Origin of the sequence: Gillisia sp. Hel_I_29 (assembly GCF_000744275.1) — a bacterium.
GTDB lineage: Bacteria > Bacteroidota > Bacteroidia > Flavobacteriales > Flavobacteriaceae > Gillisia.
Map to the genome: position 1 here is coordinate 1,430,526 of NZ_JQLP01000005.1, position 14,483 is coordinate 1,445,008.

The 14,483-nt window shown below is 34.1% G+C and carries 14 protein-coding genes and 1 pseudogene; 4 read left to right on the plus strand and 11 right to left on the minus strand.

Annotated elements, in window-relative coordinates; genetic code table 11:
* Position 1: 1 nt before the first annotated feature.
* Entirely contained in the window at positions 2-403 is a 402-nt protein-coding gene (locus P163_RS11615) for an OsmC family protein (RefSeq protein ID WP_034891251.1), read from the plus strand.
* A 17-nt stretch (positions 404-420) separates the two neighbouring features.
* Here the strand turns inward: P163_RS11615 and P163_RS11620 are convergent, their stop codons facing one another.
* From P163_RS11620 to P163_RS11630, 3 genes are all read right to left on the minus strand, one after another.
* The gene (locus P163_RS11620; RefSeq protein ID WP_034891254.1) at positions 421-1,362 is read right to left on the minus strand and encodes an NAD(P)H-dependent flavin oxidoreductase; all 942 of its coding nucleotides are present in this window, start codon (positions 1,360-1,362) and stop codon (positions 421-423) included.
* A 140-nt stretch (positions 1,363-1,502) separates the two neighbouring features.
* Complete coding sequence (gene mnmA, locus P163_RS11625) at positions 1,503-2,714, minus strand: tRNA 2-thiouridine(34) synthase MnmA (RefSeq protein ID WP_262489658.1); 1,212 nt, start codon at positions 2,712-2,714, stop codon at positions 1,503-1,505.
* Between the two features lie 108 nt (positions 2,715-2,822).
* Positions 2,823-3,245, minus strand: coding sequence for a lipocalin family protein (locus P163_RS11630; RefSeq protein WP_034891260.1), 423 nt, complete (start codon positions 3,243-3,245; stop codon positions 2,823-2,825).
* A 309-nt stretch (positions 3,246-3,554) separates the two neighbouring features.
* On the opposite strand from P163_RS11630, the pseudogene P163_RS11635 reads away from it, so the two are divergent.
* Positions 3,555-3,785, plus strand: a pseudogene (locus tag P163_RS11635) (fasciclin domain-containing protein); the annotation flags it as partial.
* A gap of 435 nt (positions 3,786-4,220) precedes the next feature.
* Here P163_RS11635 and yidC read toward each other — a convergent pair.
* The 6 genes from yidC to P163_RS11665 all read right to left on the minus strand — a co-directional run bounded on the left by yidC (position 4,221) and on the right by P163_RS11665 (position 9,997).
* Positions 4,221-6,077: a membrane protein insertase YidC gene (yidC, locus tag P163_RS11640; protein WP_034891266.1), complete on the minus strand. Its 1,857-nt coding sequence runs from the start codon at positions 6,075-6,077 to the stop codon at positions 4,221-4,223.
* Positions 6,078-6,146: 69 nt separating this feature from the next.
* Positions 6,147-7,790, minus strand: a complete 1,644-nt coding sequence (locus P163_RS11645) for a CTP synthase (RefSeq protein WP_034891269.1) — start codon at positions 7,788-7,790, stop codon at positions 6,147-6,149.
* Positions 7,791-7,913: 123 nt separating this feature from the next.
* Complete coding sequence (locus tag P163_RS11650; protein WP_034891272.1) at positions 7,914-8,150, minus strand: DUF3820 family protein; 237 nt, start codon at positions 8,148-8,150, stop codon at positions 7,914-7,916.
* Positions 8,151-8,177: 27 nt separating this feature from the next.
* Entirely contained in the window at positions 8,178-8,549 is a 372-nt protein-coding gene (locus tag P163_RS11655; protein ID WP_034891274.1) for a response regulator, read from the minus strand.
* Entirely contained in the window at positions 8,546-9,415 is an 870-nt protein-coding gene (locus P163_RS11660) for a hypothetical protein (RefSeq protein ID WP_034891277.1), read from the minus strand. The genes P163_RS11655 and P163_RS11660 overlap by 4 nt, the downstream gene beginning before the upstream one ends.
* Positions 9,416-9,421: 6 nt before the next feature.
* The gene (locus P163_RS11665; protein ID WP_091265332.1) at positions 9,422-9,997 is read right to left on the minus strand and encodes a carboxymuconolactone decarboxylase family protein; all 576 of its coding nucleotides are present in this window, start codon (positions 9,995-9,997) and stop codon (positions 9,422-9,424) included.
* Positions 9,998-10,182: 185 nt separating this feature from the next.
* Here P163_RS11665 and P163_RS11670 point away from each other — a divergent pair, with 185 nt between their 5' ends.
* Both P163_RS11670 and P163_RS11675 read left to right on the plus strand, forming a co-directional pair.
* Positions 10,183-11,739 carry an NAD(P)/FAD-dependent oxidoreductase gene (locus tag P163_RS11670; protein WP_034891284.1) on the plus strand — a complete coding sequence of 519 codons (1,557 nt, stop codon included), beginning with the start codon at positions 10,183-10,185 and terminating at the stop codon, positions 11,737-11,739.
* Positions 11,740-11,840: 101 nt separating this feature from the next.
* Positions 11,841-13,361, plus strand: coding sequence for a GH3 auxin-responsive promoter family protein (locus P163_RS11675; protein WP_034891287.1), 1,521 nt, complete (start codon positions 11,841-11,843; stop codon positions 13,359-13,361).
* 10 nt (positions 13,362-13,371) lie between these two features.
* Here P163_RS11675 and P163_RS11680 read toward each other — a convergent pair whose 3' ends face one another.
* Complete coding sequence (locus P163_RS11680) at positions 13,372-14,019, minus strand: hypothetical protein (RefSeq protein WP_231556190.1); 648 nt, start codon at positions 14,017-14,019, stop codon at positions 13,372-13,374.
* Positions 14,020-14,175: 156 nt separating this feature from the next.
* Positions 14,176-14,367 (minus strand): cold-shock protein, encoded by a 192-nt coding sequence (locus P163_RS11685; protein ID WP_006990139.1) that lies wholly within the window; start codon positions 14,365-14,367, stop codon positions 14,176-14,178.
* Between the last annotated feature and the right edge of the window lie 116 nt (positions 14,368-14,483).

The window sequence follows — 14,483 nt, forward strand, 5'->3', positions numbered from 1 at the left end:
GATGACTTCAAAGGTAACTTACAAAGGAGATTTGCGCACAGAATGTGAGCATTTACAAAGCAAAAGCAAGTTTATAACAGATGCACCTATAGACAATCAAGGTAAGGGAGAGGCATTCTCTCCAACAGATACCGTTGCAACGGCAGCTGCCTCCTGTATGCTAACCATTATGGGTATTAAAGCCAGAGATATGGAGATAGATATAGAAGGAACTACTGCAGAAGTTATTAAAACTATGGCTGCAGATCCTAGAAGAATCTCTGGAATAAAGATCCTTATTGCTGTTATGGGGGATGATCTAAGCGATAAGCAAAGAACTATTTTGGAAAACGCAGGAAGAACATGTCCTGTTTTACAAAGTATTCATCCTGATATTGAAAAGGATATTACTTTTAAATACTAAGAATTGGATGGGAACAGTTAAAGAAGATTAATTTCTTTTTTAGCTGTTTCAAATTCTGAGATGATATCTGCAACAATTTGTGCTGCTGATTTAATATCGTGAATCAGACCAGCAATTTGACCGATCTCGAGCTCTCCTTCTACAAGATCTCCTTCAAACATTCCTTTTTTAGCTCTGGCTCTTCCTAAAAGTTCTATTAGGTCTTCTTTGCTTGGAGCCTGTTGATATAATTCCTGAACATCTTCAAAAAACTTATTTTTAAGCAATCTCACAGGCGCAAGTTCCTTGAGAGTTAATTGAGTATCTCCTTCTTTTGCTTGCACTACAAGTTCCTTAAAAGACTGGTGAGAGGAGGCTTCATTACTCGCTACAAAACGAGAACCAATTTGTACCGCATCTGCACCTAAAACCATAGCAGCAAGCATGCCTCTACCGCTAGCAATTCCTCCGGCTGCAATTAGTGGTATCTCAAGTTGCTCTTTAACCATTGGAATAAGTGTAAGGGTAGTTGTTTCATCACGCCCATTATGACCTCCTGCTTCAAAACCTTCAGCTACTACTGCATCTACACCAGCTTCCTGAGATTTTAATGCGAACTTAACGCTGCTTACTACGTGTACTACTTTTATACCGTGTGCTTGCAGGTGATTTGTCCATGTTTTGGGATTACCAGCAGATGTAAACACGATCTTAACTTCTGCTTTAATGATGATCTCCATGATCTTCTCTACATCGGGATACAACATAGGAACATTTACACCAAATGGTTTATTAGTGGCCTTTTTACACTTTAGAATATGTTCTCTAAGAACTTCTGGATACATAGAACCGGCACCAATTATACCTAATCCACCTGCATTGCTAACGGCGCTTGCTAATTTCCATCCACTTGCCCAGATCATACCCGCCTGAATTAAGGGGTATTCAATATTAAAAAGTTCTGTGATTCTATTTTGCATATCTAATATTTCATTTTATTAAGGTGTAGATCATCTCGATCTTTGAAGTGTCTAAATTTAAAAGCCACGAATCATCGAATATAATAATTTTATATTCGTTGATTTGTGGCAATTTTATAAATGCACAGGATTTTGACCGATTAAGAAATAACTCCAGATCCTACAAGTTCATCTTCTAGATACCAAGCCACAAATTGCCCCTCGGTAATTGCAGATTGCGCTTTCTCAAATTCTATATAAAGTCCGTTCTTTGTTTGATATAAGGTAGCATTTTGTAAGTCCTGACGATAGCGTATTCTCGCTTTCACTTTCATTTCTTGTTCTGGTTTTAAAGCGAGATCTATTCTTACCCAGTGTACTTCTTCTGGTGCCACAAACAGTGCTTTTCTAAACAAGCCAGGATGCTCTTTACCTTGCCCGGTATATATAATATTTTCTTCAACATCTGTATCTATAACAAACAATGGCTCTGGTGTTCCTCCCACAGCTAAACCTTTACGTTGCCCTTTAGTAAAATAATGAGCGCCTTGATGTTTACCAACTATAGCACCGTCTTGCTGAGAATATTTAAATTTATTAGAAAGGTGTTTCAATTCATCTAATTTCGAATTGAACTCGGGAACTTCCACTAGAAATTGATCTATTTCTGACCTTACTTCTACAATAACTCCTTCTTTCGGTTTCAATTTTTGCTGAAGGAACTCTGGCAATCTTACTTTTCCTATAAAGCAAAGTCCTTGAGAATCCTTTTTGTTAGCAGTAATTAGATCTTGTTCTGCAGCTATCTTTCTAACTTCGGGCTTTTGTAATTCCCCTATTGGAAATAAGGTCTTAGCTAATTGTTCTTGCGTAAGTTGGCAAAGAAAATAAGATTGGTCTTTATTATCATCTTTTCCTGCAAGTAGTTGATAGGTAATTTCGCCATTTTTTACGATCTCTCCTTTTCTACAATAATGACCTGTTGCGACATAATCTGCACCCAAAGAAAGCGCGATCTTCATAAAAACATCAAATTTTATCTCTCTATTACAAAGCACATCTGGATTTGGTGTTCGACCTCTTTCATATTCACGGAACATATAATCTACAATTCGTTCCTTGTATTGTTCGCTAAGGTCTACTGTCTGAAATGGTATTCCTAGTTTGTCTGCCACCATCATCGCATCATTGCTATCATCTAACCATGGGCATTCATCAGAAATGGTGACGGTATCATCATGCCAGTTTTTCATGAACAAGCCTATAACCTCATATCCTTGCTGTTGAAGTAAATACGCGGTAACACTAGAATCTACACCGCCCGATAATCCAACTACTACTTTTTTCTTCATTTTCTTCACTCGAGATTTCAATAATCAATATATTCTTATCCCTTAATTGTCGGATAAGAATGTGCAAAATTACGAAATAAAATAGGGCGGTAAAAATACCGCCCTATTAGTAATATACATCTAATGTAATTACTTTTTAATAAAGACGATATTAGTTTGTTGAGTAGCAAAAACGGTAGGGTAGAACTTAAATGATGTATTATCATCACTGAATTCTACAGTTCCTGTTAACTGTCCAATATCTTCTACTGGTACATAGAATGAATAATTTCCACCACCTAGGTCACTCCAATCAGATTCCTTTGAAGAGTCTAAAGTACATTCACCGTCTGTTGTAGTATAGTATTCAGAATTTGCATCTTGATTCCCTTTAAATTCTATAAAAGATCTTTCATTACATTCTGAAACCTGAAGATTTAACGTACCGCTATTATTGATCTCAGATAAATACCATTTACCCACGATTTTATTGTCGCTACTATTGTTATCATCATCCTTATCACAAGACAGTAATGCAGCAGCGGCTAAAAATAATACTAAGAATTTTTTCATGTTTTTAAATTTTGATTTGGGATGTAAATATATGTATAACGTATTATTGCAGCCAACGATTAAGAATTATTTATACAAAATTTGGTGTTTAAGAAAACAATTAAATCTAGTTTAATACACTTGGTTGTTTAAATATCATTTTGTAAAAATTTGAAATTAAGTTGGTTGCGTAATTATTCAATTAGATATTAAAAGATTTTTTTCAGCCGTTTTATTATTCTTAACAACGATTAAACAAAATCACGAAGCTCACTAATTTATTTTTATAAAGTAATAAAAACTTAAAAAGTTGTACCATCAGATCTTCTTGCATCTATTCTAAGTTATCATGTGGTATCTGGTTCTAATTATAGATCTTCAGATATAATGGATGGATTTACTGTAATTACTTTTGAGACAGGTGATCTTACCTTAAATACAGGAGATAATGTTACAATAATAGATGAACGCGACAGAACTTCAACTGTTGTAGCTTTAGGTATACAAGCCAATAATGGGGTAATTCATGCTATAAATAAAGTATTATTACCTGCAGCATAGTAAAATTATATTATATTATATATAAAAAGAAGCCTGGCATTGTCAGGCTTCTTTTTATGAAACATATTTTTAATAAATCGTAATAATTATAACTATGCTTAAGTTAGTTTAGAAGTACATTTGAAAATGGTTATACGATATTCTAAGATAACTATCTATTCATCAAATTTCCGCCTATCGATAAAATTTTACAATTAGATTTCTAAATAACTAAACGGTTCTCTTCTCAAAGTTCAAACGATTTAAATTTTAAATATAAATCGTTTTCAAATGAGGAGAGTTCAATTAATATCAAGTTGAGAACATAATTTTTCTATCATTTTTTAATGATTAGATGGATCATGAATTTATAGAGTAGAGGTCTAAATTCTTAACTATATGAAACTAAAAAAAGCCCAGCAATGCCGGGCTTTGATAATATAACGAAACTAAATTTTATTTTTTAGCGTTTTTTTGTTGTTCTGCTTGCTCCATCATTTCTTGCATCTTTCGAGCAAATTTACCTTGTTTTTTAGGTTTTTTCTTGTTTGCCTGAATCTTAGCATGAATCTTTTCTTCATCTACAATTACATACTTAATTACTAACATAATACCAATGGTAATAAGGTTAGATGTGAAGTAATACAATGATAATCCACTCGCATAATTGTTGAAGAATATCAACATCATTAAAGGAGATAGATACATAAGGAATTTCATGTTAGGCATTCCTGGCTGCTGAGCGTTTTGCATATTCTGCCCAGTGGTCATCATCATATAAACAAAGATGGCAATAGATGCAAGTATAGGGAACAAACTAACGTGATCTCCGTAAAAAGGTATGTTGAATGGAAGTTGAGCAATAGTATCATAACTAGAAAGGTCATCTGCCCATAAGAACCCTTTCTGTCTTAATTGAAAAGCACTTGGGAAAAACTGAAATAATGCATAGAAGACTGGGATCTGCATTAAAGCCGGTAAACAACCGCTTAATGGACTAGCACCAGCTTTACTTTGCAACTTCATAGTTTCCTGTTGCTTTTTCATAGGATTATCCTTGTACTTTTCATTGATCTCATTGATCTCTGGGCGAAGGATCTTCATTTTTGCCTGAGATAAATAAGATTTATAAGTTACAGGAGATAATACCAATCTTACTACTATGGTCATAACAATGATTGCAATACCATAACTTGGTAGAAATCCAGATAAGAACGCAAAGAACGGTATGAATATATTTTTGTTGATCCATCCAAATATTCCCCATCCTAAAGGAACAACTTCATCTAAATTACGGTCATAATCATTTAAGATCTTATAATCTGTAGGGCCATAATACCAATTCATGTTATAATTAAGCTCACCACCTTTTAAGGCTAGAGGTACAGAAGAACTAAATTCTTTGGTATAAACGGTATCAATATCTTCATCTTCAACTAGATCTTTAGATATAAAATCTGCTCTTTCAAATGGAGTGTCTGTTAAAAGAATAGAGGAGAAGAAGTGTTGTTTATAAGCAATGTAGGTTACATCTTCTGCATCTTCTTCGTCTAGCTTACCTTTTCCAACATCGCTATCGTCGCCATCATTATGCTCATAAGACAATTCTGTATATCTGTTTTCATAAGGAATACTTTTACTATGTCTATATCCTTTTAGCTTCCAGTCCATAACAATTTGAGACGAACCATTAATAACCCCATTTAAACCTTGAGATCTAACTGTAAAGTCCATCATGTATTCTCCCGGCTTAAGAACATATCTGTATTCTAAAAATTCATCTGGAGAAACCTTTAACTTCATTGATATCACCTTATTCTCACCACTTTGAGTAACTGTAGGCTCAAAGTACATGTCTTGGGTGTTAATTACTTTCCCATCTCTCGTTGTAAAATTGATATTGAAAGAAGCATTACCATCTTTTATAGTGTAAACAGGAATAGAATCATAGGTTTTAAATTTAACCAACCTTGCTTCAGAAATATATCCACCTTTGTTATCAATCTTCAACTCTAAAACATCATTAGAGATGGTGGTAGTATTATTGGTTGCAGATGCCAAAGATGAGGAATATCCAAATTCTCCCAGTTTTTTACGAGAAGCAGCTACTGCTGCAGAATCTTGAGGCGTGTTATTGCTAATATCATTTTGTTCAAAATCCTCATTAGCAGGAGCATCTATTTGCTCTGTCGCTATTTTTGGATTTTCCTCTGTGTTATCTTCAAAGGAGTTGTTATACAACATCCATAATAAAATTGCACCAATTAGTAAAAATCCTATTAGGGATTGTACGTCAAACTTTTTTTCTTCCATGTTATAAAATAAATATGCTATTGCGAACAGCTTGCTTGCTGTGAATTACGTAGTCAAAAAAATGACCATTTAGTTGCTTTGTGTCACTTTGGCATTCTTTTTTTGAGTAGAATACTCTAATGCCGCCTTAATAAAGGCTATAAAAAGTGGGTGTGGAGTAGCTACAGTACTCTTATATTCTGGATGGTATTGCACTCCAATAAACCAAGGATGGTCTTCTAGTTCTACAATTTCTACCAATCCAGTTTCCGGATTTATACCGGTACTTTTCAAGCCGGCTTTTTCTAATTCTGGTTGGTACTTATTATTGTACTCGTAGCGGTGTCTATGTCTTTCATTAATAGTATTCTGACCGTAGATCTCTCTAACCTTAGAACCTTCAGATAAATCGCAAGCCCATGCACCTAACCTCATAGTACCTCCTTTATGAGTAACAGATTTCTGCTCCTCCATAATATCAATAACAGGATGTTTGGTTTCCGGATCCATTTCTGCTGAATTCGCATTTTTAAGCTGAAGAACATTACGAGCAAATTCTATTACTGCCATTTGCATTCCAAGGCAAATTCCGAAGAAAGGAATATTATTTTCTCTTGCATATCTTACAGCATCGATCTTTCCTTCAATACCACGTTCTCCAAATCCTGGTGCCACCAAAATTCCATCCAAATGAGCAATCTTATTTTTGATGGTATTTTCATTGATGAACTCTGAGTGGATGCTTTCTACATTCACCTTTACCTCATTCTCGGCACCGGCATGAATAAAAGCTTCCAGTATAGATTTATAAGAATCTTGTAATTCTACATATTTTCCTATCAGCCCTATTGTGATCTCAGATTTTGGATTTTTATGTCTATCTAAGAAATTATTCCAGTGTTCTAAATTAGGCGTAGTATCGTCTGGTAAATTAAGTTTTTTGAGAACAACAGTATCTAGACCTTCTTCTAGCATTAAGTTTGGCACATCATAAATGGTAGAAGCATCAATAGACTGAATTACCGCTTCTTGTCTTACATTACAGAAAATTGCAAGCTTTCTTCTGATGTCATCAGAAAGTTCATGTTCTGTTCTACAAACAAGAATATCAGCTTTAATTCCACTTTCCATTAATGTTTTTACACTGTGCTGGGTAGGTTTTGTTTTTAATTCTCCTGCTGCAGCTAGATAAGGCACTAAAGTGAGGTGAATTACCAGCGCATTCTCATCGCCTAATTCCCATTTAAGTTGTCTTACAGCCTCTATATAAGGAAGAGATTCTATGTCTCCAACAGTACCACCTATTTCTGTAATAACGATGTCAAAATCACCACTTTTTCCTAAGATCTGAACACGTTCCTTAATCTCGTTGGTAATATGAGGGACTACCTGCACGGTTTTACCTAAAAATTCTCCGCGTCTTTCTTTTTCTATTACGCTTTGATAAATCCTTCCGGTTGTAACATTATTTGCCTGAGAAGTATTAACATTTAAAAATCGTTCGTAATGACCAAGATCGAGATCTGTTTCTGCACCATCTTCTGTTACATAACATTCTCCATGTTCATAAGGATTTAAAGTACCAGGATCTACATTGATGTAAGGATCTAATTTCTGAATCGTGGTTCTAAATCCACGCGCCTGTAATAATTTTGCTAAAGATGCAGCTATAATTCCCTTTCCTAAGGAAGAAGAAACCCCACCGGTAACAAAAATATACTTGGTTTCGCCCATTTTTGAAGTGTTTATTGTGTTGTTGATTCAGGGCGCTAAATTACAAAGAAGAAAATAAAAATACTTGTAAAATCAAAGTGAATATTACTGAAAGTAAATGCTTGATCTACAGAAAGGAAGTTGTTAGTATTTAGGGTATTTTGATCTTATGTTGCGAAGGATTTGTTCCATACCATTCACTTTAAGTTCTGTTACTTGTAATAATTGATTTCCTAATTTACCTTTAGGAAAGCCTTTTTGACGGAACCAGATTAGATAGAATTCAGGAAGTTCAGACAAATATCTGTCTTTGTATTTTCCAAAATACATCTTTGCATGGGCAAGTTCAATTAAGGCGCGATGATCTGGTTTTACTTCCATTAAAAAGATTGTACAGGTAATTTTTGTTTATAGTGAAGTACAAAGATGGGTAGAAAGTTTGGAGAATTTCAACTTGCTAAAGGGTTTTATGATATAATCTATAACGCATGGATAATCTTTTGCTTTTAAAACGTCTAACTCACTTGTACTAGAAGTTAAAATAACAATCTTAGGAAAGCGATTACTTCTTTTGAGATTATCTAAAAATTCCCAACCTGTCATTTCAGGCATATTTAGATCCAGAAAGATAAATGGGTCTTGATCTATTTCCAATTCTTCTAACGCTATTAAAGGATTGGTAAATTCTTTGATTTTTGAAGTGATCCCTTCAACCTCAAGTAATTTTCTAGTAATAAAATTGGTTATTGGCTGATCGTCTACCAGGTATATAGAATTCATGTTCTTTCGGCTTTTAATTCAGATAATTCATTAGTGGCCATGCTAATTACATCTTGTAATACATGGTCCATTTCTTCTGCAGATTTCTCTAATTTAGGTATTACTTCTGTTCTTATTTGTTGATCATCAAAAACATCAAATAACTGAATTAAGCCCTGAATCCTCGAAAGAGGCTCTCTTACATTATGAGCATTTATAGCAGAAATATGCAATAACTTTTTATTCTTCTCTACAATTTCCTTAGTTCTATCTTCTATGATCTGTTGTTGATTCTCAACGATCTTTTGAATTTGATCATTTTTTTCCTGAATGGTGTTCAATGCTTTGGTTAGAGATTTATTCTTTATTGCTAGAAGTCGAGACAGATAGATCTCATGAAATTTAGCTTCAAAACAATCTACAACTAGTTTTAGAATATCTACATCACCGGTATTAAACGGTTTATTCTTATCAGAAATAAGGGTTATCGCAATTTTCCGTTCATTTTTCTTAAAGAGCCATCCCCAAAGAGAAGGCTCTATGAGTTGATTTGATTCCATATACTCATCTATCCATTCATGCGGGATATCTTTTGTTAATAAGGGAATCTCATTTTCTAAAAGATCTTTTTCATGATTTAAGATTTGCGTTTGCTCTTTTAAATCATAAATCACCTGATTTCCAGCTATGCTAAAGAATAGATATTTATCATCTTCCTGTATAGATAATCTTATAATATGAAAATTTAAAAGATATTTAAGATGCGTACGAGATATCTCACCAACTTCTTTCAAACTGGTGCATCTACTTATGTTATTAGCAAATTTTGAATAAGCCTCATAAGTAATCCTGTAGAGTTGAGAGGTATTGTTTGTTATTGAAGCCATTAGGAGTTAGTCTAATGTCTCCAATAGCTCATTATCTATCTTAATTCCAGATACATCTGCAATAGTATTAAGCATGTTTACAAGATCTGCCTGAGCCATAAGCTCTTGAATTTCAGTGTTGCTAAATCCGGCATTTTCTAATTCTTGAAAATCCTCATTGCTTATATTTTTATGGTCTAAAGCAGCTTTAGTAACTACATTTACAGCAGTTCTATAACTAACTGGCATAGATGGAGAATTTAAACTTTCTGTAGCTTTAAACCCATCCTCTTCACTAATCATCGCACTCATGCTGTCTGCAAAGATTCCGTGAGCATGGGAGCAATAATTGCAACCGCGTTCCTTAGAAACATTGTATATAATTAATTGTTTAAGAACGTTAGGAACTTCCCCTTCCATTAGGGTATTTTTCAATTTTCCCCAATTTCCTTTTAGAAGTGTGGCATTATCACCTTGGCATTTAAACCAGTTTAGAACGAAGGGAAGTTGTAAGGTTTTTTTAGTATCATCATAAATTGCTTGAACGGCAGGGCTTGCTTCGTCATAAGAAATCATGGGATATCGGGAGGAGTTATTCATCATAAGTAGGAATTTTTATAATTTGGGTAGGCTTTAAGATACAAAATGAACAAGCAAAATAAGAGTTTATATTTTAATTTTCAGAGAAGTAAACGTATTTTTTGAGATTATTTTAACATAGGTATAAGTGATCCTAAGAATTGGATAATCAAAACTTAAAGTGCTAATTTTGCCAAATAGCTATTTTCATGATAAAGAATTTTCAATTAAGAACAAGTCCGGAGATTGCGGCAACCCAGGAATTGCTTCATATAGAAGTTGCTAAACAGGCTCGTCTAAACTCTAAAGACATTACCCATGTTGAAATTCTTAAAAGATCAATAGATGCTAGGCAACAGAGTGTAAAGATAAATCTGAAGGTAGATATTTATATCAATGAAGTATATGATGGTAAAGTAATACCACTTCCAGAGTATCCTGAAGTTTCTAAAGAAAATCCGGTTTACATTATTGGAGCAGGTCCCGCAGGATTATTTGCAGCACTTAGAGTTATAGAATTAGGCAAAAAACCAATTATATTAGAGCGAGGGAAAGATGTAAGAACAAGGAGAAGAGATCTTAAAGCTTTGAATATAGAACACGTGGTAGATGAAGATTCTAATTATTGTTTTGGAGAAGGTGGTGCAGGAACCTATAGTGATGGAAAGTTATATACAAGGTCTAAAAAGCGTGGAGACGTAAATAGGATCTTAGAATTGCTTGTAGGTTTTGGAGCCACATCTGATATTTTGGTAGATGCGCATCCCCACATTGGGACTAATAAATTGCCGGCCATCATTGCAGATATTAGAGAAAAGATCATAGAACATGGAGGCGAAGTTCTTTTTGAAACCCGAGTAACAGATCTAATTATTGATAATAAAGAGATTCAAGGTATTAAAACTGCAAATGGAGATCATTTTAAAACGAATCATGTAATTCTTGCTACTGGTCATTCTGCCAGAGATATGTTTGAATTATTAGAGCGAAAAGCAATTAAGATAGAGGCAAAGCCTTTTGCCTTAGGAGTGAGAGTAGAGCATCCTCAGCAATTAATAGATAAAATTCAATACAACTGCGATTATAGGGGTGAATTTTTACCTCCCTCTCCATATAGTATTGTAAAGCAAATTAATGGTAGAGGAATGTACTCATTTTGTATGTGTCCGGGTGGTGTTATTGCACCTTGTGCCACCAGTCCGGGAGAAGTAGTAACCAATGGGTGGTCTCCAAGTAAAAGAGATCAACCTACTGCAAATTCTGGTATTGTGGTAGAATTAAAATTATCAGATTTTACTAAATATGGTAATTCTCCATTAGCCGGAATGTACTTTCAGCAGGAAATAGAACAAACTGCATGGAGCGTAGGGGGAGAAACTCAAAGGGTTCCTGCGCAACGGTTAACCGATTTTGTAGAGGGAAAAGTTTCTAACTCATTACCAGAAACTTCTTATAAGCCGGGGACTACTTCTGCAGATCTAAGAACCGTCTTTCCAGAATTTATTCATCAGATTCTAAGATCTGGTTTTAAGGAGTTCGGAAAATCTATGAAAGGTTATATGACAGAAGAAGCCATTATTCATGCTCCAGAATCTAGAACCTCATCTCCGGTTAGAATTCCTAGAGATTATAACACCTTACAACACGTAGAGATAAAAGGGCTTTATCCATGCGGGGAAGGAGCAGGATATGCCGGTGGAATTATTTCTGCGGCCATAGATGGAGAAAAGTGTGCAGAACGATGTGTAATGACAATTTCATCATAATCTAATGTAGATTTTAAAGGTTAAAAAATTGGTAATTTGTGGTTTATCCTTAAAGGATTTTCCATTTTTGCTATGTTTAATACTTACCAAAAAAATAAATCATGGCAATAATAGGTTCATTAATAAAAGGGTTGATTGATCTTGGAGATAAGATCATTTCAGATCCAAACGCTACCGAAGCACAACAAGATGTATTAAAATCATTATTAGAGAAAGCTAAAGATACCGCCTTTGGTAAGCATTATGACTTTGAAGCGATCTTAGAATCTGAAGACATAGCAAAAACATTTGCTGAAAAAGTGCCTTATTTTGACTATAACAAAATTAATGAGCAGTGGTGGAGTAAGATGCATGAGGGAGAAGAGGATGTAACTTGGCCTGGAAAACCTCCATATTTTGCCTTAAGCTCTGGAACTACAGGAAAAACAAGCAAAAGAATTCCGGTAACCACAGACATGGTAGATGCTATTAGGCAATCTGGTATTAAGCAAGTAAGTGCACTAAGCAACTTTGATCTACCTTCAGATTTCTTTGAAAAAGAGATCATGATGTTAGGAAGTTCTACAGATCTACAAACAGAAGGAGACCATCAGGAAGGAGAAATAAGTGGAATATCTGCCAGTAACATTCCTTTCTGGTTTAGAAGTTTTTATAAGCCGGGAGTAGAGATTGCAAAAATTGATGAATGGGATGAACGCGTTCAGAAGATCGCAGAGAATGCCAAAAATTGGGATATTGGAGCTTTATCCGGAATTCCTTCGTGGATGGAACTTATGATGAAAAAAGTAATTGAATACCATGGAGTTAACAACATTCATGATATTTGGCCAAACTTACAAGTATATACTTCCGGAGGTGTAGCCTTCGAGCCATATTCAAAAAGTTTCAATGCCTTATTAGATCATCCAATTGTGGTTATAGATACCTATCTGGCTTCAGAAGGATTTCTAGCATATCAGCAAAGACCTGATACACATTCTATGAAATTGGTATTGGATAATGGAATTTATTTTGAATTTGTTCCATTTAAAGCAGAATACGTAAATGAAGATGGTTCTATAACAGATAATGCCCCTGTGATCTCTATTTCCGAAGTAAAAGAAGAAGAAGATTATATACTTTTAATTAGTACGGTTTCTGGTGCATGGAGATATTTGATTGGGGATACTATAAAATTTACAGATATAGAGAAGCATGAGATCAAGATCACAGGAAGAACTAAATTTTTCCTAAACGTAGTTGGATCTCAGCTTTCTGTAAATAAAATGAATGATGCTGTACAGGAACTGGAAGAAAAATTTGATATGGAAATTCCAGAATTTACCTTATCTGCTAAGAGGATCGATGGAGAATTCTATCACTCTTGGTATCTGGGAACAAACTCTGATAAAGACGAAAAGGATCTTGCAGAATTTCTGGATAATGCCTTGATGAATGCTAATAAGAATTATAAGGTTGCACGTTCTAAAGCTTTAAAAGGAGTAAAGGTTAAAACCATTTCTCCAGATCTTTTTTACGCATGGAACGGCGCTAACAAGAAAAAAGGTGGGCAGGTAAAAATGGAACGTGTTATGAACGAAGAGAAATTTGCAGAATGGGAAGCCTTTATAGCTAAACAATAGCTATAAAGGGTTATTCCTTAATTTCTTCAACGATCTCTAAGATCTCTTCAGGAGAAAGGTAAAGTCTTTTAATCCTTTCTCTATACTCTTCAGATAATCCGGCATGGCTAAGAATAAAGTCTTTTGTGGCAAGTATATAATCTGCCATTCCGTGATTTACTGCATAAGTATCTGCAGCTCTTTCAGCATTCATTAAAAACTTTTTAGAAGTGATATAACTCATTCCAAAAGTGATAAGATTAAAGCCGCTTCTATTTTTATAATCAATAATATGACCTAATTCGTGTCCTATCCAACCCACGAGAACATCAGAAGGAATATCTGTTACCTCAATTTCTTCACCATCTATAACAAAATTCTTTCCAATAAGAATATAATATTTTCTCTTGCTCTTTTTCTTGAACAAACTTGAAAATCCAGGTTGAGCTTGCATAAAAGACTTTTTAATATTGTCTTTAAATCTAATCTCTATCTGGGTATCCTTCAATTCCGGATAAAAGGATAGCGCTTTTAAAGCTTCATTTGATATGGTTTTGGGAATAGTTTTGTTGGTATAATGTAAACTGTCTGTAACTTTCATAGAAGTAGTAGATCCAAAAATGTTCGAATTAATAAATAGAAATGCCATTACTAATACCAAAGTTATATAATGGTTCATTGAACGGGCAATTTGAAATGTTAGATTTTTAATAATTTTTGTTTTGAATAAAATTGCAATTATGATACCGTTCTTGGAAATTATAAACAAAAAAAAAGCCTTACACAATGTGTAAGGCTAAAACTTTCATAAGTATAGTAACTATATAAACTAAGCCTAAGCTTGTTTCACGTTTACTGCATTTAATCCTTTTCTTCCTTCTTCTAGATCAAATGTAACTTCGTCATTTTCTCTAATTTCATCAACAAGACCATTTGCATGTACAAAATATTCTTTGTTTGATTCTTCGTCTGTAATAAATCCAAATCCTTTAGAGTCGTTAAAGAATTTCACAGTTCCTTTATTCATTATATATAAATTTAATTTGGACAAATATACACGTTTTTTGAAAACAATGCATCATTTCTATCATTTATTTTAGAATATTTTAATAGACATAGTTTTCTATTGAAATATTTTAAATT

What these genes read in the sequence shown, in the direction of transcription:
- P163_RS11680 (WP_231556190.1), bottom strand. Translation starts at nt 14,019, where the DNA reads ATGAACCATTATATAACTTTGGTATTAGTAATGGCATTTCTATTTATT.
- P163_RS11675 (WP_034891287.1), top strand. Translation starts at nt 11,841, where the DNA reads ATGGCAATAATAGGTTCATTAATAAAAGGGTTGATTGATCTTGGAGAT.
- P163_RS11670 (WP_034891284.1), top strand. Translation starts at nt 10,183, where the DNA reads ATGATAAAGAATTTTCAATTAAGAACAAGTCCGGAGATTGCGGCAACC.
- P163_RS11645 (WP_034891269.1), bottom strand. Translation starts at nt 7,790, where the DNA reads ATGGGCGAAACCAAGTATATTTTTGTTACCGGTGGGGTTTCTTCTTCC.
- yidC (WP_034891266.1), bottom strand. Translation starts at nt 6,077, where the DNA reads ATGGAAGAAAAAAAGTTTGACGTACAATCCCTAATAGGATTTTTACTA.
- P163_RS11685 (WP_006990139.1), bottom strand. Translation starts at nt 14,367, where the DNA reads ATGAATAAAGGAACTGTGAAATTCTTTAACGACTCTAAAGGATTTGGA.
- P163_RS11655 (WP_034891274.1), bottom strand. Translation starts at nt 8,549, where the DNA reads ATGAATTCTATATACCTGGTAGACGATCAGCCAATAACCAATTTTATT.
- P163_RS11630 (WP_034891260.1), bottom strand. Translation starts at nt 3,245, where the DNA reads ATGAAAAAATTCTTAGTATTATTTTTAGCCGCTGCTGCATTACTGTCT.
- P163_RS11650 (WP_034891272.1), bottom strand. Translation starts at nt 8,150, where the DNA reads ATGGAAGTAAAACCAGATCATCGCGCCTTAATTGAACTTGCCCATGCA.
- P163_RS11620 (WP_034891254.1), bottom strand. Translation starts at nt 1,362, where the DNA reads ATGCAAAATAGAATCACAGAACTTTTTAATATTGAATACCCCTTAATT.
- P163_RS11660 (WP_034891277.1), bottom strand. Translation starts at nt 9,415, where the DNA reads ATGGCTTCAATAACAAACAATACCTCTCAACTCTACAGGATTACTTAT.
- P163_RS11665 (WP_091265332.1), bottom strand. Translation starts at nt 9,997, where the DNA reads ATGATGAATAACTCCTCCCGATATCCCATGATTTCTTATGACGAAGCA.
- P163_RS11615 (WP_034891251.1), top strand. Translation starts at nt 2, where the DNA reads ATGACTTCAAAGGTAACTTACAAAGGAGATTTGCGCACAGAATGTGAG.